Origin of the sequence: Pseudomonas sp. NPDC089530, from assembly GCF_050280705.1 — a bacterium.
Classification (GTDB): Bacteria; Pseudomonadota; Gammaproteobacteria; order Pseudomonadales; family Pseudomonadaceae; genus Aquipseudomonas.
Genome location: NZ_JBNNVU010000020.1, coordinates 1 through 18,366 on the forward strand (window position 1 = coordinate 1; position 18,366 = coordinate 18,366).

Consider the following 18,366-nt stretch of genomic DNA (forward strand, 5'->3'; position numbering starts at 1 on the left):
CACGCGGAAACCATCACGCCGAAAAACATCGAGCGGGTGCGGGCGCTGGGCGGCGGTATCGCGATCCAGGACCGCATGGCGTTCCAGGGCGAATATTTCGTCGACCGTTACGGCGCCAAGGCCGCGGAGCAGACCCCGCCGATCCAGCGCATGCTGGCTGAGGGCGTACCGGTGGGCGCGGGCACCGATGCTACCCGGGTCTCCAGCTACAACCCCTGGACTTCCTTGTACTGGATGGTCAGCGGCAAGACCGTCGGTGGCCTGGCGCTCCATCCCCAGGGCCTGGGCCGCGACACCGCGCTGGAGTTGTACACCCACGGCAGTGCCTGGTTCTCCTCGGAGCAGGGCAAGAAGGGCCAGATCAAGGTCGGCCAGTTGGCGGACCTGGTGGCCCTGTCGGCGGACTATTTCAGTGTCGAGGAGGAGGCGATCAAGTGGATCGAGTCGCTGCTGACCGTGGTCGGTGGCAAGGTGGTGCATGCCGCCGGGGATTTTGAAAAACTCGCCCCGCCAACCCTGCCGGTGACGCCGGACTGGTCGCCGGTGCTCAAGGTGCCGGGTCACTGGCGGCCGGCCTCGCCGCTGCTCAATCAGGTGCACCAGTGCAGCGGTCCGTGTGGCGTGCATGCCCACGGTCACGAGCGGGCGCGGCTGTCCAATGTGCCGGTCAGTGATTTCCAGGGGTTCTGGGGGGCGTTTGGCTGTTCGTGTTTTGCCTTTTGATTCGGCGGCGTTTGCATCGCGGGCAATCGAGCGTCGACCGGCTGCTGCTACAGAAGCAACACCATTCCTGTAGGAGCGCAGCTTGCGCGCGATGAAGGATAACGCGGTTCAGCGAATTAACGCGGTTATCCAACTTGCCAGCAAGTTGCAATAAAAAAGGGGCGCTCTTATTGGGAGCGCCCCTGTTTATTTAGCGGGTCAATAGTACATCAACGACAAGTTGTACTTAGCAGAACCGATCGATCACCCGAACTTCCGAGTTGTTCTGCAGCGATTGCCATTCATGTTTCAGGGTATCGAGTACCCGTCCGATGAAGTCCCTGTCGGCGGCGGCCTTCTTGCCGACGTAGCCCTGGCCGCGACGGTACATTTTCAGGCGGGCCAGCAGGTCCCGGTTGTTCTGGTCGAATGCTGCTTCATGGGCGTGGGGCGACAGGCAGTCGATATGGACCTGGCCAGACTTGGCAATCCACAGGATGTGGCTGTCATGGCTGTCTTTCTGTTTCGCGAACAGATGAGCCAGTTGATCAATAGTCGGTTGATTGTTCAGATTCATTGGTAAGCCCCTTGACCATTTCGATCTATCTAGTTGAGTCGCTAATTGATATCGCTACATCGGTAAGTTGAACCCTGATACCGGAAACAGGGCGACAGAGGGTGTCTGTCGGATACAGATAAGGCCCAGAGCCTGATGCGTGTAGTCGTCTTGATTAACTGCTACGCAATAGCGTCACAACGAAGAGAAACGGCGTAAACCTGGATCAAGCTGCCGAAGTTTTCAGTTTCGGCCACAAGCATCTTGAGGAGTTTTCGCCAGCTTCCCGCCCTTGGTACTGGACGTTCATGCCAGGTCAGTTTCATCAATCTGCCTTGTGGGCAGTACACATCCGGGTTAACAGCTCGGCGGTCAGACGAGCTTGCTCATAACACCTTTGCCACGTCTCCCGATCGGGGAGACGCCTGCATCATGCAAGGGCAGATTCGCCTCGTCAACGGTTTTGTAGTGAAAATTTTCAAGCACTACATATTGTCCGACAAAACCTTTCGGCACATTGCCCAGACCCATGGCCAAAGCGCGCGATCGCGACCCAGGACAGGTAGAATCAACGCCTTGAAACAGGTTCTTGAGGTTGCAGTGGTGGATTTACAGCAGGGCTTCGTCCTGACCCGGCACTGGCGTGATACGCCGGCCGGCACGGAAGTCGAGTTCTGGTTGGCGACCGATGCCGGGCCGCGCCGGATCCGCTTGCCGGTGCAGACCTCCGTGGCCTTCATTCCCGTCGAGCAGCAGGACCACGCCCGGCGCCTGCTGGCCGACGATCCCGATGTCGAGCTGCGGCCGTTGGGGCTGTGCGACTTCCAGCACCGCCCGGTGCTCGGCCTGTATTGCCCGCAGCACAACCAGTTGATCCGCCTCGACAAGACCCTGCGCCGCGCTGGCGTCGAGGTGTTCGAGGCCGATGTGCGCCCGCCCGAGCGCTACCTGATGGAGCGCTTCATCACCGCGCCGGTGTGGTTCGGCGGCACCTCGGGGGAGGGCGGGCTACTGCTGGAGGCGCAGATGAAACCGGCGCCGGACTACCGGCCCAGCCTGAAGCTGGTCTCGCTGGATATCGAGACCAGCGAGACCGGCGAGCTGTACTCCATCGCCCTGGAAGGGTGCGGCCAGCGCCAGGTGTACATGCTCGGCCGCGCGCGGAAGGACGACAGCGCGGTGGATTTCGACCTGGAGTTCTGCGCCAGCCGCGAGCAGTTGCTCGAACGGCTCAATCAGTGGCTGGCGCGCCACGACCCGGATGCGATCATCGGCTGGAACCTGGTGCAGTTCGACCTGCGGGTGCTGCACGAACACGCGCGCCGCCTGGCGGTGCCGCTGCGCCTGGGGCGCGGCGGCGAAGAGATGCAGTGGCGCGAACACGGCAGCCGTACCCACTACTTCGCCGCGGCCGCCGGGCGCCTGATTATCGATGGCATCGAGGCCCTGCGTTCGGCGACCTGGAGCTTCCCCTCGTTCAGCCTGGAAAACGTCGCCCAGACCCTGCTCGGCGAAGGCAAGTCGATCGACAACCCCTACCAGCGCATGGACGAGATCAACCGTATGTTCGCCGAGGACAAGCCGGCCCTGGCGCGCTACAACCTCAAGGACTGCGAGCTGGTGACGCGGATTTTCGCCAAGACCGAGATGCTCACGTTCCTCCTCGAGCGGGCCTCGGTCACCGGCCTGCCGGCCGACCGCAGCGGCGGTTCGGTGGCGGCCTTCACCCACCTGTACATGCCGCTGATGCACCGCCAGGGCTTCGTCGCGCCGAACCTCGGCGAGCGTCCGCCCGAGGCCAGCCCCGGCGGTTTTGTCATGGACTCGCGGCCCGGCCTCTACGAGTCGGTGCTGGTGCTGGACTACAAGAGCCTGTACCCCTCGATCATCCGCAGCTTCCTGATCGACCCGGTGGGGCTGGTGGAAGGCTTGCGCCACCCCGCGGACGACGAATCGGTGCCGGGCTTTCGCGGCGCGCGGTTTTCCCGCAGCCGGCATTGCCTGCCGTCGATCGTGGCCCGGGTCGCCGAAGGCCGCGAGGTGGCGAAGCGCGAACACAACGCGCCGCTGTCCCAGGCGCTGAAAATCATCATGAATGCCTTCTACGGCGTGCTCGGCTCCAGTGGCTGTCGCTTCTTCGACCCACGCCTGGCCTCATCGATCACCCTGCGCGGCCACGAAATCATGCGCCGCACCCGGCAGCTCATCGAGGCCCAGGGGCATCGGGTGATCTACGGCGACACCGACTCCACCTTCGTCTGGCTCGGCAGCGCCCACGCCGAGGCGGATGCCACGCGCATCGGCCGCGCCCTGGTGCAGCACGTCAACCAGTGGTGGCGCGAGCATCTGCGCGATGAGTACGGGCTGGACAGCGCCCTGGAACTGCAGTTCGAAACCCACTTCAGCCGCTTCCTGATGCCGACCATCCGCGGTGCGGAGGAGGGCAGCAAGAAGCGCTACGCCGGCCTGGTGACCCGCGCCGACGGTAGCCAGGAGATGGTCTACAAAGGCCTGGAGGCGGTGCGTACCGACTGGTCGCCGCTGGCCCAGCAGTTCCAGCAGGAGCTGTACCGGCGGATCTTCCACCGCCAGCCGTACCAGGACTATGTGCGCGACTACGTACGGCGCACCCTGGCCGGCGAGCTGGATGAGCAACTGGTGTACCGCAAGCGCCTGCGCCGGCAACTGGACGACTACGAACGCAACGTGCCGCCCCATGTGCGGGCCGCGCGCCTGGCCGACGAATACAACCAACGCCAGGGCCGGCCGCTGCGCTATCAGAACGGTGGCTGGATCAGCTACGTGATCACCCTGGCCGGTCCCGAGCCCCTGGAAAACCGTACCGCGGCCATCGATTACGATCACTACGTGACCCGGCAATTGCAGCCGGTGGCGGATGCGATCCTGCCGTTCGTGCAGGACGATTTCAGCACCCTGGTCGGCGGGCAATTGGGTTTGTTCTAGGGGGTCAGTCGTCCACCGAGGTGCAGATGCCGCTGTCGCCTTGCTTGCCGGTGTAGGTCACGACCACCGAGTCGTCGTCCTCCACGCTGATGGACACCGTGACGCCCGCGCCCTTGGCCTCGAAATAACGCTCGTTGACCGTCTTGGTCTGGGCTTGCTTGCCGTTGATGAACACCGGTCCCCCTTGCTCCGCGCTGACCGGGACCTCCCCCGGACAGTCGACGTTGAACAGCGGGATGCCTTCGGCGTGGGCGGCACTGGTGAGGAGCGACAGGGCGCAGCTCAGGAGGATTTTTTTCATTGTGGACTCCTTCGGAAAACCGGCGGAAGCGCAGGCGGGGCAGCCTGTGCGGTTTGCGCTGAAGCTTAGCGTATGGCGCGCCCGGGCAAGGTGACGGGCTGGGATCCAAATGCACTGCGCCGTTGCTTGGATACATTGTCGGACAATAAAAAACGTGGACGTCGCGGCGGACTCTGTGTCAGTTTTTCCACGCCTTGAATAGGGCGAGTGATAGGACGATCTCGCTAAAAGGTCGCCGTGGTCTATCGGAAATTTTCAGCGTTGAACAAGGACGTAAGTGATGTCAAAAGCTAAAGAAAATGCCGGTTTTTCGGCAGCTCCAGGCAGCGATGCCTTTCAACTGGTCACTGCCTTCAGCCATGCCTATGACCGTGGCGGTGTGGAGCTGGTGAATGGCAAGCCGTCGTACACCTCCGAGCAGGCTGCCGAGCAGATCCTGCGCAAGGGCCTGTCCTGGCATGACCAGAACGGTGACGGCAAAGTCGAACTCAGCTACAGCTTCCTCACCAGCAAACCAGCCAACTACAACCCCAAGCTGGGCACTTTCAGCGAGTTCAGCGCGCTGCAGAAAGCCCAGGCGTTCCTGGCCCTGCAATCCTGGTCGGACGTGGCCAACGTGACCTTCAATGAGGCCGCGAGCGGCGGCGACGGCCACCTGAGCTTCGGCAACTACAACGTCAGCACCGGCGGCGCGGCCTTCGCCTACCTGCCTTCGGGCAGCAGCTACGACGGCCAGTCCTGGTACCTGATCAACGATCAGTACCGGGTCAACGAAACCCCGGGCAACGGCAACTACGGCCGCCAGACCCTGACCCACGAGATCGGCCACAGCCTGGGCCTGTCCCATCCCGGCACCTACAACGCCGGCAACGGCAACCCGACCTACAACGATGCCTCCTACGCCCAGGACACCCGCGGCTACAGCCTGATGAGCTACTGGAGCGAGAGCAATACCGGGCAGAACTTCAGCAAGGACGGCAGCGGTGCCTACTCTTCGGCGCCGTTGATGGACGACATCGTCGCGGTGCAGAAACTCTACGGCGCCAATCACGAGACCCGCGCCGATAACACCGTGTACGGTTTCAACTCCAACACCGGTCGCGACTTCTACAGCGCCGATTCGGCGGCGTCCAAGCTGGTGTTCTCGGTGTGGGACGGCGGCGGCTACGACACCCTGGACTTCTCCGGCTTCACCCAGAACCAGAAGATCAACCTCAATGAGGGCTCGTTCTCCGACGTCGGCGGCCTGGTGGGCAACGTCTCGGTCGCCCATGGCGTGACCCTGGAAAGCGCCATCGGCGGCTCGGGCAACGACCTGCTGATCGGCAACGCGGTGGCCAACCTGCTCGAAGGCGGTGCCGGCAACGACATCCTCTACGGCGGCGGTGGCGGCGACAGCCTGTGGGGCGGGGCAGGGGCGGACACCTTCGTGTTCGGCGCGGCCTCCGATTCGACCTTCGACGCGCCCGACTGGATCATGGATTTCACCAGTGGCCAGGACAAGATCGACTTGAGCGGCCTGGCGCCGTTCACCTCGGGCCAGGCGACCCTGAACTTCGTCAGCGGTTTCACCGGCCACGCCGGCGACGCGATCCTGACCTACTACGCCGAAACCAACCAGACCAGCCTGATGCTCGACCTTACCGGCCAGGGCAACGTGGACTTCGCCGTGGGCACTGTAGGCCAGGCGCTGACCACCGATATCGTGGCCTGATCGACAGCCATGGAAGCGGCGCGCAATGCGCCGCTTTTTCGCTAAGGCCTGGCGCCCGCCGGGTCTCTCCTGCAGCACCCGCCTGTGGTTGTTTTCCCCGACAGCCGAGGGACAGGCTCCGGCGTTTTTTCTGCCTTGGTCTAGTCTCCAGACTCAGATAATTCTTAGCAGCGACAAGGAGGTCGCCCATGCGCCAAGCCGCGTGCTCGTCTTTTATCCTGGGCTGGACCCTGCCCCTGGCCTTCTGCGCGGTAGCGGCGCAACCACCGCTCGATCCGCAGGAAACCCTGAACCGGATCAACCGCAACTACAACACCCTCAAGGATGCCTGCCGCGAGCCCGATACCGGTGCCGCGCGCGGGCATTACTACTGCAGTGGCGTGACCCTGCGCATGGTCAACGACGGGCCGTTCAACCCCTGGGACTACAGCCCCTACGCGATCAAGATCGGTGCGACGTCCTACTCCTGGATCCGCAAGGACCTGAGCACGCGGATTCTCATCCACCCGGCCGGTTTCATCCTGCGCACGCCCACCGACGCGGCGGCCTTGCAGCTGCCGGTCAAGGAGCAGGGCTGGACCTGCATCTACGCCTTCGACGGCGGCACAGGGCCGGAGCGCAAGTGGTACGGCTGCGGTTTCTTCGACAGCCGCGAACCGCCGCGCTCGGCCCAGACGGTGATGACCAACCGCAACGCGGCGCTGGCCTATGGCACCTGCGCGGAAGCCGGGGTGACCACCGCCGAGCAGTGGACGCAGAAATACACCGGGCTGATGAAAGGGCCGATCCAGTACAGCCAGTGTTCCTGGAACGCGGAAAAACCCAGCGACTGGAACGCCATGATCCGGGTCCACGAATCAAGGGTGAACACCACCAACAAGGACCCCTTCGCCTACAGTGCCCAAGTCAACGAGTTCATGTTGAAGAATGCCTCGGCGACCAACGACGGCAGCGAAAACATGAAGCACATCGATGCCTTCATCTACAACGTCAACAGCACGCACAACTTCGCCACCCGCGGCGACCAGGCACCGCCGAAACCGGAAGACGGCCTGAACAGCGCGCGCAACTTCCAGAAGAAGCTCCAGGCCCAGGGCTACAGCGTGCCGATCCTGCGGCTGGACTTCACCAAGCCGCCGCAGCAGCGCTTCAGCTATGTCGCCGCCGACCAGGCGATCGACCTGCCGGTGGCGGGCGGCGCCCAGCCGGCGCCGGATAAACCGACGCAGCGGTACATCGCCTCGGCCACCTGGGTGGAGCGCCACGACCCCGGCACCGGGAAAAACGAATGGACCCTCAATGTCACGCCCACCGCCCAGGGCAAGGCGAGCCAGGCCAGCGACCAGGAGGCGTTGTACAAGGAACTGTTCGAGCTGCGCGGCGCCGACAGCCAATGGCGCGACCACGAAAAATCCCCGGGCAGCATGCGCCAGCAACTGAGCTGCCTGGTGCAGAACTACCCGGCCAAGACCGAGTGGAACCTGGAGCCGTTCCGCCCGACCGTGTCACCCCAGGAAGCGGCCAAGGCCGGTTGCAATCCCGTGCCGGTCAAGGCACCGCAGTACATCGCGTCCGCCGACTGGGTCAAGCGTTACGACCCCGGCACCCGCCAGGACGAATGGACCTTGAGCGTGGTGCCGACCGCGGCCGGGCGTGCCTTGCCCAACGAGCAGGTGGGCGCCTTGTACGACCAGTTGTTCGCCCTCAAGGGCGCCGACGGCAACTGGCGCGACAACGAGAAGTCCGCCGGCAGCATGCGCCAGCAATTGAGCTGCGTCCTGGTCAACTACCGCAGCAAGACGCCGTGGAATCTCGAGCCGTTCCGGCCCGCGCTGTCGGACAGCGAGACCCGTGCCGCGGGCTGTAACCCGGTTCCGCGTTGAGCGCGCCGGGCGCAAGGAACACCGGGCCGTCTGCGGATGGATCGCACCAGGCCAGGTGTGTGTTGGCTAATCAGGGAGATGCAAGCCATGAAAAGACGTTTGAACGGGATCGCTCCATTGCTCATGTTGCCGTTGCTCTGGCAAGCGACGGCGGCCCAGGCCGAGTCGTGCGAGGAGACGCTGAAGCAGGTTGAAACCCTGTACAACAATACCGTCGCCAGCTGCGGCAAGGATCCGGCGTCGGACTGTTCGGGACTGCTGATCCGGGGCACCCACCGGGCCGACCCGGCCAAGGGGCAGCAATGGGATGTGTGGAACCCGAGCCCGAGAGCCAGGGAGCTGGGGACCTTCGCCGCGTCCTGGATGCGGGCCGATGGCATCAGCTATGAAGACCCCGGCATGAGCACGCAGAACGGCTACATCATCAAGCCGATCGACCTGGTGCGCGAACCCGAGACGCCGGTGCACGTCTACTGCGCGTTCCCCAACGATGCCTGGACCGATTTCCGCGACGACCGCGGCTGTGGCAACAACAAGAACACCAGCCAGACCGAGGCGGTCTGCCAGGCCATGGCCCCGCCTATCACCAACGTCAATGCCTGGGTCGCGCACTTCACCAAGTTCAACAACAACCGCCAGCAGGACCAGTTGCAATGCGGCTTCAACATGCGCAACCCCATGAGCAGCCAGGATCGGGTCACTGCGTTTCAAAACTTCATGGGGTCCCGGCGCGTAATCAACAGCCGGGAATTCCAGACCCAGACCGAGCTGCGCCTGGGCAACCCGAAAGACGACGAACTGCCGATCCTGGCCTTTTTCTACAGCGATCAGCGGGGGCTGAACGATGCCCTGGCCAATCAGCGGGACTACAAGAACAAGACCGGCAAGGAGCGCAATATCGTCAAGATCGACTTCCCCAGGACCCCGACCGGCAAGGCCAGCTTTTCTTGCATCCAAACCGCGTCGGCGCCTGCGCCGCAGTTCTGCGACAAGTACATCGAGTCCAGCACCTGGGTGCAGCGCGACGATCCGAAGCTCGGGCCCAAGACCTGGTCGCTGCAGGTGGTGCCTACCGCCTGCGGCCGGGCGATCAAGGACGACCAGACCGACCGGATGTTCGCCGAGCTGTACAACAAGCACAAAAACGATGAGCAATGGCGGCAGTACAGCGTCAACGGTGGGTCGCTGCGCCGGCAAATGGTTTGCCATCTGGCGGCCACCTTCGACGGCAAGCCGGTTCGGGACAAGCCCGAGTGGAACCTTGAGCCGGCGCGGCCCTACGTCGATCAGGCCACAGCCGTAGCCCAGCACTGCAATCCTTACTGACCGGGGTCGAACCGGCGCGTTTCTGTAGGAGCGCAGCTTGCGCGCGAAGAACGATGACGCGGAGTGCCAGACACTCCGCGGCGCGCCTTTCGCGGGCAAGCCTCGCTCCTACGGACAGCGTGAGCTTCTGCTTCTGTAGGAGCGCAGCTTGCGCGCGAAGAACGATGACGCGGTGTGCCAGACATTCCGCGGCGCGCCTTTCGCGGGCAAGCCTCGCTCCTACAGGTTTGTGGTTATCTGGCGGCCGTTCAGTGCCTGTCGATATCCACGTGGCGGGTTTCCCGCAGGCACAGCAGGCCGACGATCAGGCTGACGCCGGTGATCGCCACCGGGTACCACAGGCCATAGAAGATATCGCCGGTGTACACCACCAGGGCGAAGGACACGGTGGGCAGGAAGCCGCCGAACCAGCCGTTGCCGATGTGGTAGGGCAGGGACATCGAGGTGTAGCGGATGCGGGTCGGGAACAGCTCGACCATCAGCGCCGCCAGCGGGCCGTAGCACATGGCGGCGATCAGGATCAGGGCGACGATCAGCACCACTACCATGGTCTTGTCGACGTTCTGGGTGTCGGCGGCCTGCGGGTAGCCGGCCAGGGTCACGGCGCCGCGCAGGGCGGCCTCGTCGAAGCCGCTGATCTTCACCTCGCCGATGCTCACTTCCACCGGGCTGCCGGCCGGCGCGGCGACGCTGGCGTAGGGCAGGCCCTGCTTGACCAGGAAGGTCTTGACCTTGTCGCAGGGGCTGTCGAAACGCGCCTTGCCCACCGGGTCGAACTGGAAGGTACAGGTGGCGGGGTCGGCCAGCACGCTGATCGGTGCCTGGCGACTGGCCTGGTCGATGGCCGGGTTGGCATAGTGGGCCAGGGCCTTGAAGATCGGGAAGTACAGCGCGGTGGCCAGCAGCAGGCCGAGCATCAGCACCGGCTTGCGGCCGATCCGGTCCGACAGCCAGCCGAAGAAGATGAAGAACGGCGCGCCGATCACCACGCTGACGATCAGCAGGCTGTTGGCCAGGGCCGGGTCCATCTTGAGGAACTGGGTGAGGAAGAACAGCACGTAGAACTGCGCGGCGTAGAAGGTCACCGCCTGCCCGGCATTGATGCTGAACAGGGCGATCAGTACCACCTTGAGGTTTTCCCACTTGCCGAAGGACTCGCGGATCGGCGCCTTGCTGGCGCGGCCTTCTTCTTTCATTTTCAGGAAGGCCGGCGACTCGTGCAGGCTCAGGCGGATCCAGGTGGAAATGCCCAGCAGCACGATCGACAGCAGGAACGGCAGGCGCCAGCCCCAGACTTCGAACTGCTCGCCGGTGAAGTGGCGGCAGCCCAGTACCACCAGCAGCGACAGCAACAGGCCCAGGGTCGCGGTGGACTGGATCCAGCTGGTATGGAAACCGCGCTTGCCCTGGGGCGCGTGCTCAGCGACATAGGTCGCGGCGCCGCCGTATTCGCCGCCCAGGGCCAAGCCCTGGAGCATGCGCAGGGCCACCAGGATGATCGGCGCGGCGATGCCGATGCTGGCGTAGTTCGGCAGCAGGCCCACGGCGAAGGTCGCCAGGCCCATGAGCACGATGGTGGCGAGGAAGGTGTACTTGCGTCCGATCATGTCCCCCAGGCGGCCGAACACCAGGGCGCCGAACGGCCGCACCACGAAGCCGGCGGCGAAGGCCATCAGGGCGAAGATGAAGGCGGTGGTGTCGTTGACCCCGGCGAAGAACTGCTTGCTGATGACCGCCGCGAGCGCGCCGTAGAGGAAGAAGTCGTACCACTCGAACACCGTCCCCAGGGACGAGGCGAAGATGACTTTCTGGCTTTCCTTGGCGGTGGGGGCAGCCAGCGCGGCTTCCATGGATTGAGCATGTTCCGACATATCGATATCCCTCACAGTGATTGTTTTTGTTGTTCCACTGTCGGCGCCATCGTGGCGTCGCTATCTGCACTTGTCGCTATTCGGCCTCTGTAGGAGCGAAGCTTGCTCGCGATAGGCCCTTGAGCCTTGCACCGGCCTGCAGGCCGCTATCGCGGGCAAGCCTCGCTCCTACACAGATCAGGCGGGGGTGATGGTTTGTTTTTCGGGGGCAGCGCTCCTGGTCGTGGCGGCAAGAATCAGCTCGGCCGCCTTCTCGGCGATCATCAGGGTCGGCGAGCAGGTATTGCCGGAGGTGATGTACGGCATGATCGAGGCATCGGCGATGCGCAGGCCGGGGATGCCATGCACCCGCAGTTCGGCGTCGACCACCGCGTCCCGGCCGTGGCCCATGCGGCAGGTGCCCACCGGGTGGAAGATGGTGGTGCCGATGCGGGCCGCGGCTTCGTGCAATTGCTCCTCGCTCTGCAACGCGGGCCCCGGCAGGTACTCGCTGGGCTTGAAGGCGTGCAAGGCCGGCGCGGCGACTATGCGCCGGGTCAGGCGGATGGCGTCGGCGGCGACCCGCAGGTCCTCCGGATGGCTCAGGTAGTTGGGCTGGATCAGCGGCGCCGCCTGCGGATCGGCGGAACGGATTTCCACCCGGCCGCGGCTGTGCGGGCGCAGGTCGCAGACCGACGCGGTAAAGGCCGGGAAGCTGTGCAGCGGCTCGCCGAAGCGCTCCAGGGACAGCGGCTGCACGTGGTACTCAAGGTTGGCCGAGGTCTGCTCCGGCCCCGAGCGGGCGAAGGCCCCCAGTTGGCTCGGGGCCATGGACAGCGGGCCGCTGCGGTCGTACAGGTAGCGCAGGCCCATGCCCAGCGTGCCCCACAGGCTGCCGGCGATCTGGTTCAGGGTACGGGCGTTTTCCAGCTTGTAGATCAGCCGCAGTTGCAGGTGGTCTTGCAGGTTACCGCCGACCCCAGGCAGTTCGTGGGCGACGCCTATCCCCAGGCGCTGCAGCAGGCTGGCGGGACCGATGCCCGAACGTTGCAGGATGCTTGGCGAGCCGATGGCGCCGGCGCTGAGGACGATTTCGCGACGGGCCGTGAAGGTCTGCGGCTGGCCCTGATAATGAGCGCTGACCGCGCTGGCGCGGCCGTTTTCCAGGAGCACGCGATCCACTTCGACCCCGGTCAGCACGGTCAGGTTAGGGCGCTGGCGGATCGGCTTGAGGAAGGCCTTGGCGGCGTTCCAGCGCACCCCGGCTTTCTGGTTGACCTGGAAATAGCCGCAGCCTTCGTTGTCGCCGCCGTTGAAGTCGTCGCGGTGGGCGATGCCGCTCTGGGCGGCGGCGTCGCGGAAGGCATCGAGGATCGGCCACGACAGGCGCTGGCGCTCGACCCGCCACTCGCCGGCGGCGCCGTGGATCTGTGAGTCACCGGCAAAGTGGTTTTCGCTCTTCTTGAACAGCGGCAGCACGTCCTGCCAGTCCCAGCCGGGGTTGCCGTCGGCGGCCCAGCGCTGATAGTCGCCGGCCTGGCCGCGCATGTAGATCATGCCGTTGATCGACGAGCAGCCGCCCAGCACCTTGCCCCGCGGGTAGCTCAGGCTGCGGCCCTGCAGGCCGGGTTCGGCCTCGGTCTTGAAGCACCAGTCGGTGCGCGGGTTGCCGATGCAGAACAGGTAGCCGACGGGAATATGGATCCAGGGGTAGTTGTCGCGGCCACCGGCCTCCAGCAGCAGGACGCGGTGGGCCGGGTTGGCGGACAGTCGATTGGCCAGCAGACAACCGGCGGGGCCGGCGCCGACCACGATGTAGTCGTACGGATCGAAGGCAGGGCGCATCCATGACCTCTTCTTTATCGTTCTTGTTGGCCTCATCCTAGTTGTTAGCTTTCGTTAAAAGAATGTTAGTTTTTGCTCAGCCGCTGTGCGTTTTTAAACAGCGGCCTGCCCTCCGCCTGCCAAGGACGCCTCATGTTCGACTGGAACGACCTGCGGTTCTTTCTCGAGTTGCAACGTAGCGGCCGCCTGCTGACCGCGGCCCAGCGGCTGAAGACCACCCACGCCACGGTGGCCCGGCATATCGAGGCGATCGAGAAGAGCCTCGGCACCGCGCTGTTCGTCCAGCACGCCCAGGGTTACGAGCTGACGCCGGCCGGGGAGGCCCTGCTCAAGCATGCCGAGGCCATGGAGAACGTGGCGCTGCTGGCCCAGGAGGAAATCACCCAGTCCACGGCGCCCCTGGGCAAGATCCGCGTCGGCGTGACCGAGGGCCTGGGCATCATGTTCCTCGCCAGTCGCCTGCGCGGCCTGTTCGAGCGTTACCCGGGGCTGGAGGTGGAGCTGGTGGCGGTGCCGCGCTTTGTCAGCATCCTCAACCGCGAAGCGGAGATCAGCATCCACCTGGAGCGGCCCAACGCCGACATGCTGGTGACCCGCAAGCTCACCGACTACCGCCTGGCGCTGTACGCCAGCCAGGATTACCTGGACCGCGCGCCGCCGCTGCGCAGCCGCGAGGACCTGGGGCGGCATGCCTGGATCGACTACGTCGACGACCTGCTGTTCAGCCAGGAACTGAAGTTCCTCAGCAGCTTCTGCCGCAACCCCCGGGTGGTGTTCCACAGCACCAGCGTGATCGCCCAGCAACAGGCCGCGCGCGCCGGGCTGGGGGTCGCCGTGCTGCCGTGCTACATGGCGGCGGGCGACCCGCAACTGGTGCCGTTGCTGCCCGGCGAGAGCATCCAGCGCGCCTACTGGATCAGCACCCGGCGCGACCTGCACAAGTCGGTGCGCCTGCGGGTGGTGTGGGATTACCTGGTGGAACTGTGCGCGGCGGAGCAGGGCTTGCTGCTGTCCTGATCGCCGCAAACCCAGGGCGCCTTCCTGTAGGAGCGAGGCTTGCCCGCGATAGGGCCAGCCCACCCACCACAAGGCCCGGCAGGTGATTCATGTAGCCGCTGCCGAGCGAAGCGAGGCTGCGTACGTCTGCGCAGCAGACGCAAGGGCGATATCCCCCATTTGCCTGATACACCGGGTTGCCTGGTTTGGCGGTCGCTGTGCGCCCGTACGCAGCCTCGCAGGCTCGGCAGCGGCTACCTGGGAGCGGGGCTCAGGCCTTTTTCGCGGCGCCCTTGAGCTGCACCACCTGCCGCACCTGCCCGGAACAGGCCTTGGCCTGGTCGACCATGGCCTCGAACGGGGCGCTGAGGATTTCCTCGTGGCTCAGCCAGCGTTTTTTCTGGCTCAGGCGGTAGTGGTAGCGGTACTCGCCCTTGACCCGTTCGCTGTCCAGGTCCAGGTCGAACCAGGGCGAGCGCACGGTGCAGGCCTTGACGTCCTGCTCCAGGTGGGCGCCGGAGAGGGTGATGGTGTAGCGCAGGCTGTAGGTGTCGCCGATGTACAGGTCGGCCAGTTGGCCGTTGCGGCGGTAGTTGACCAGGAAGTCCCAGTCGCCCTCCAGGGCCTGGGCCTTGTACAGGTAGCTGCCGTTGAGGTTTTCCAGGGGCTTGAGGTCGGTCAGGGCGGCCTTGATCCGATAGTTCTTGGGCACCACGAAGGTGGTCGGTTCGCGGGTGATCCGGCAGTCGCTGATTTCCCGGGCGAAACGCTCGCACAGGCTCTGGTCGTTGCTGGCGATGCCGCTCTGGTTGTCGGACACCATCAACCGCATCAGCTCCATGTGGCTGAACTCGATACGCGCGTTGACCCGGGCCTGGCCACTGCTGTCGAAGTGTTCCTGCTTGTCCAGGACGATGCTGGTGGCCGGCGCTTCCAGGGGAATGTAGTCCTGGCGCACCTGGCCCTTGGCATCGCTGACGAAGGCCCAGCGCTCCTGGATATCGGGCATGCTGCGGCCCGGGTCGAACGCCGGGTTGGTCGGGTCCAGCCACCACACCTGGCCGTCGACCTCGGCCCGTACTATGGCGTGGTTCGGCGCGTTGGTGCCGGGGATCAGCAGCGGCGTGACCACGTTTTCCCGGCTGACCCAGGCGGTCTCGGCCTTGATCCCGCTGGCCTTGAGCATGGCCGCCAGGAGCACCGCCAGGTCCTTGCAGTCGCCGTAGCCGCGCTGTTCGATCTGTGCCAGCTCGAAGGGCACGTAGCCCCGTTCGCTGGCGCGCCAGTCGCCCAGGTAGCGGTAGTTGTCGTTGATGTGCTGCATCAGCCCAGCCACTTGCCGGGCCTGGGGCAGATCGCGCAGGCCGGCCACGGCCTTGGCGCTGGCCGGCGGCAGGGGCGCGGCGAGGATCTGCTGGTAGCGCTGGGCCAAGGGGCCGAAGTAGTCCTGCACCTCGGTGCTGCTGCCCAGCTCGACCCGGGGCACGCGCTGGATGAAACCGATCGAGGGTTCGTTGATGTAGTTGAGGTAGACCGGGGCCTTTTGCTCGATGGTCAGCTTTTTGCGGTCGCTGGAGGCGCTGAAGCTGAAACCCTCCATCTGCTCGCTGCGCCAGATGATCGGGCGGGTGGCGCGGTAGGTGACCTTGAAGCTGTCCTGGCGTACGGGCCGGGGGCCGAACTGCAGCACCGAGTGGAACTGCCCCAGCAGCGGCTTGGCCGCGTAATGCTGCTGCACGCTGTAACGGATCTGGGTACCGACCCGCAGGTTGGGGAAGGCCAGAGAGGTCTGTTTTTCCCGCAGGAAACCCTGTTCCGGATTGGGGGCGGTACGGGTATCGATCTGCCCCGGCGCCAGGGCGACGGGCTGGCCCCCAGGCTGGGTGGATTCGGCCTTGAGCAGTTCGAAACCATCGTTTTCGGCGTAGCTGAAGTCGATGCGCGAGAGCATTTCCCGGCCGGCCGGGGTGAGGATGGTGTAGTGCTGGGTGGTGGTGCAGTCGGTGCTGTGGTCGGCATTGAACTGGCATTCGATTGCCGAATCGCCGGCCAGGGCGGCTTCCGCCTGGGGTTGATAGGCAGCGCTGGCTTGCCAGGAGAGCAGTCCGAGACCGGCGCAGATCAGGGGACGGTAAAGCGAGAAACGGTACATGGGCGCCTCGGGTGAATCATGGAAATCAGCCACATCGCACAGGGCGAATCGCGCATCGGGTGCGGGTGGCGAGCGGGGAGGCGCCAAATGATAATTTATCTCAATACCGAATTACAGCATTGTCTGACAATGCGGGTGGCTGAAAGGCTTGAAATAGAGCGGTTTCTTCAAGGAACAGCGAGACTTTTCGAAGCCTTGGGCAGGGCCGCGGTGAGCCAGGAAGGTTCCTCTGGGAGGAGGCTGTGCTCCCCGCAGGATATGGCCAGAAGCCATATCCGTGGCCTGAAAAATCCTCAGCGGCGACCCGTGTCCCGGCTGCCGGGCTGGAGGCCGGATTTTTCGAAATATTTTGTTACTAGATCGCCGGGCGCTCAGCCGTCCAGCAGGTCGGTGCCGTAGGAATTGTCGATGACGCAGCGCCAGTCGCCTGCGGATTCCTGGCGAAAGACATAGGTGGCCCGCCGTTCCAGGGTGCTGGCGACCCCGTCTCGGTCCCGGGTATCGAGCAGGGTGTGCATGATCACCAGCGCGGTCCCGGCGCCCTCGATGACCTGCATGGCGCCTTGCCTGACCACCATGCTGTGGTTGAAGTGCTCGGCGATGGCCACGAAGGCGCGGCGGATCTGGGCCTTGCCCCGGGCCTCGAGGCCGGGCTTGACCACCAGGGTGGCGTCCTCGGCGTAGAAGTCCATCAGGACGTCGAAGTCTTCGGCGGAGATGGCGCGGTCGGCGGCTTCGATCAGGGCTTGCAGGGGATGGGCTGGCATGGTCGCTCCTTGCGGGTTCAGGGCTGCAGGTCGAACGCGGTGCTGCCCAGGCGTTCGCCGTTGACCAGGATATGCAGCGCATGGCGTCCGGGGTAGTGCCGGCGCGTGGTCAGTTCGCGGATGTGCTGGGCGCGGCCGAGTTGTTCCCGGGCCCCGGCGGGCAGGGTCAGGGCCTTGAGCTTGAACACCTTGGCGGATGTGGTGCCCGAGGCCTTGACGTAGTCGATGGCGTAATCCACCACCAGGTGCTGGCTGGAGTCGGCGGTGGACTCCAGGGCAAAGGACAGGTTGATCCGTTGCCCCAGGCGAATCACCGCCGGCTCCACCCGCAGCTCCTGCAGCCTGACCTGTGGCCGTTGCCCGGCGCCGACGATCGCCAGGGCCCGGCGATTGCCCTGCTTGATCAGGCTGCGCAGGGCGTGACGGGCGATCCAGGCGGTGCGGGGATGCTCCAGGGACCAGCTTTCGATCAGCTCCAGCACCCAGTCGGGATGGTCCTTGGTGATGTCGTTGAGGTGGTTGGCCACCGACTTGCGTACGTACGGGCTGGGGTCGGCCTTGAGCTGTTCGAGGATCGGCGCCGCGAGCGCCGGGTCGGCCTGGAGCCGCTCCAGGCGGAACGACCAGGGCAGGCGCGGGCGGCTGCCTTCGCTGGCCAGGCGACGCACATGTTCGTTGGCGTCCCGGGCCCAGTCCCGCAGCACCGCCAGGGTGCGCTGCGGGTCGCTGGCGAGGAACGGGCGGATGGCGAACTCCGAGGAGCCGAACGTGGTGAAATGCTTGAGCGCCACCATCGAACGCTCGAAGTCATGACGGCCGTAGCTGGCCACGTAGTGCGGCAGGAACATGCAGACGAAGCGGCTGTTCAGACGCGGGGCGAGGGCGTACAGCCGCGCGAGATTGGCCTCGTAGCCTACCGGTAGCACCGCGTGCAGGCTCTCGCTGACCCGCGCCAGGCGCTGCATCACCGACAGCCCGGCCAGATCCCGGGTTGCGAGCTGGAGAAAGCCCCGGCGATCGAACGCCGGATCCACCGCGAGCATTGCCTCGGCGATGTGTTCCAGGCGTTCGCGGTTGAAGATTTCCTTGAGGGCAGGGGCGCTGGGGGGAGTCATCGACGTATCCATTCGGGACAGGGACGCCGGGCACTGTAGCGCAGTGGGCTGACAGATTGTGTCAGTAGCGCCGCGTTTTCCGTAGGCGCGAGGCTTGCCCGCGATGGCGCCGTATCTGACCCACCGCGGCGCCTGCATCGCCAGCAAGCTTGGCTCCTACAGGTTGGGCGCCAGGCACAAAAAGGCTGCGTTCCA

At 64.9% G+C, this 18,366-nt stretch carries 13 protein-coding genes; 6 read left to right on the top strand and 7 right to left on the bottom strand.

Annotated elements, in window-relative coordinates; all coding sequences use genetic code 11:
- A partial coding sequence (locus ACQKQA_RS10685) for an amidohydrolase family protein (protein WP_427556560.1) occupies window positions 1-723 on the top strand: 723 nt, incomplete at its 5' end.
- Between the two features lie 226 nt (window positions 724-949).
- Here ACQKQA_RS10685 and ACQKQA_RS10690 read toward each other — a convergent pair.
- A complete protein-coding gene (locus ACQKQA_RS10690; protein WP_427556563.1) occupies window positions 950-1,279 on the bottom strand; it encodes a hypothetical protein in 330 nt (109 codons plus the stop codon).
- A gap of 582 nt (window positions 1,280-1,861) precedes the next feature.
- Between ACQKQA_RS10690 and ACQKQA_RS10695 the strand changes: the two genes are divergently transcribed.
- On the top strand, window positions 1,862-4,222 hold the full coding sequence (locus ACQKQA_RS10695) for a DNA polymerase II (protein WP_427556705.1): 2,361 nt from the start codon (window positions 1,862-1,864) through the stop codon (window positions 4,220-4,222).
- 4 nt (window positions 4,223-4,226) lie between these two features.
- Here the strand turns inward: ACQKQA_RS10695 and ACQKQA_RS10700 are convergent, their stop codons facing one another.
- Complete coding sequence (locus ACQKQA_RS10700; protein WP_427556566.1) at window positions 4,227-4,523, bottom strand: hypothetical protein; 297 nt, start codon at window positions 4,521-4,523, stop codon at window positions 4,227-4,229.
- Window positions 4,524-4,803: 280 nt separating this feature from the next.
- Here ACQKQA_RS10700 and ACQKQA_RS10705 point away from each other — a divergent pair, with 280 nt between their 5' ends.
- The 3 genes from ACQKQA_RS10705 (at window position 4,804) to ACQKQA_RS10715 (ending at window position 9,446) form a co-directional block, all read left to right on the top strand.
- The gene (locus ACQKQA_RS10705) at window positions 4,804-6,237 is read left to right on the top strand and encodes a serralysin family metalloprotease (protein ID WP_427556568.1); all 1,434 of its coding nucleotides are present in this window, start codon (window positions 4,804-4,806) and stop codon (window positions 6,235-6,237) included.
- A gap of 188 nt (window positions 6,238-6,425) precedes the next feature.
- Window positions 6,426-8,120: a DUF2599 domain-containing protein gene (locus tag ACQKQA_RS10710; protein WP_427556571.1), complete on the top strand. Its 1,695-nt coding sequence runs from the start codon at window positions 6,426-6,428 to the stop codon at window positions 8,118-8,120.
- 87 nt (window positions 8,121-8,207) lie between these two features.
- Window positions 8,208-9,446 (top strand): DUF2599 domain-containing protein, encoded by a 1,239-nt coding sequence (locus ACQKQA_RS10715; RefSeq protein WP_427556574.1) that lies wholly within the window; start codon window positions 8,208-8,210, stop codon window positions 9,444-9,446.
- 248 nt (window positions 9,447-9,694) lie between these two features.
- Here the strand turns inward: ACQKQA_RS10715 and ACQKQA_RS10720 are convergent, their stop codons facing one another.
- Both ACQKQA_RS10720 and ACQKQA_RS10725 read right to left on the bottom strand, forming a co-directional pair.
- Window positions 9,695-11,317: an MFS transporter gene (locus ACQKQA_RS10720; RefSeq protein ID WP_427556577.1), complete on the bottom strand. Its 1,623-nt coding sequence runs from the start codon at window positions 11,315-11,317 to the stop codon at window positions 9,695-9,697.
- 177 nt (window positions 11,318-11,494) lie between these two features.
- Window positions 11,495-13,141 carry a GMC family oxidoreductase gene (locus ACQKQA_RS10725; RefSeq protein WP_427556580.1) on the bottom strand — a complete coding sequence of 549 codons (1,647 nt, stop codon included), beginning with the start codon at window positions 13,139-13,141 and terminating at the stop codon, window positions 11,495-11,497.
- 132 nt (window positions 13,142-13,273) lie between these two features.
- On the opposite strand from ACQKQA_RS10725, the gene ACQKQA_RS10730 reads away from it, so the two are divergent.
- A complete protein-coding gene (locus ACQKQA_RS10730) occupies window positions 13,274-14,158 on the top strand; it encodes a LysR family transcriptional regulator (protein ID WP_427556583.1) in 885 nt (294 codons plus the stop codon).
- Window positions 14,159-14,408: 250 nt separating this feature from the next.
- On the opposite strand, the gene ACQKQA_RS10735 is transcribed toward ACQKQA_RS10730, so the two are convergent.
- The 3 genes from ACQKQA_RS10735 to ACQKQA_RS10745 form a co-directional block, all read right to left on the bottom strand.
- Window positions 14,409-16,289: a DUF3857 domain-containing transglutaminase family protein gene (locus tag ACQKQA_RS10735; protein WP_427556586.1), complete on the bottom strand. Its 1,881-nt coding sequence runs from the start codon at window positions 16,287-16,289 to the stop codon at window positions 14,409-14,411.
- A 371-nt stretch (window positions 16,290-16,660) separates the two neighbouring features.
- Complete coding sequence (locus tag ACQKQA_RS10740; protein WP_427556588.1) at window positions 16,661-17,056, bottom strand: YybH family protein; 396 nt, start codon at window positions 17,054-17,056, stop codon at window positions 16,661-16,663.
- A 17-nt stretch (window positions 17,057-17,073) separates the two neighbouring features.
- Window positions 17,074-18,171, bottom strand: a complete 1,098-nt coding sequence (locus ACQKQA_RS10745) for a DNA alkylation repair protein (RefSeq protein WP_427556590.1) — start codon at window positions 18,169-18,171, stop codon at window positions 17,074-17,076.
- Window positions 18,172-18,366: the final 195 nt, after the last annotated feature.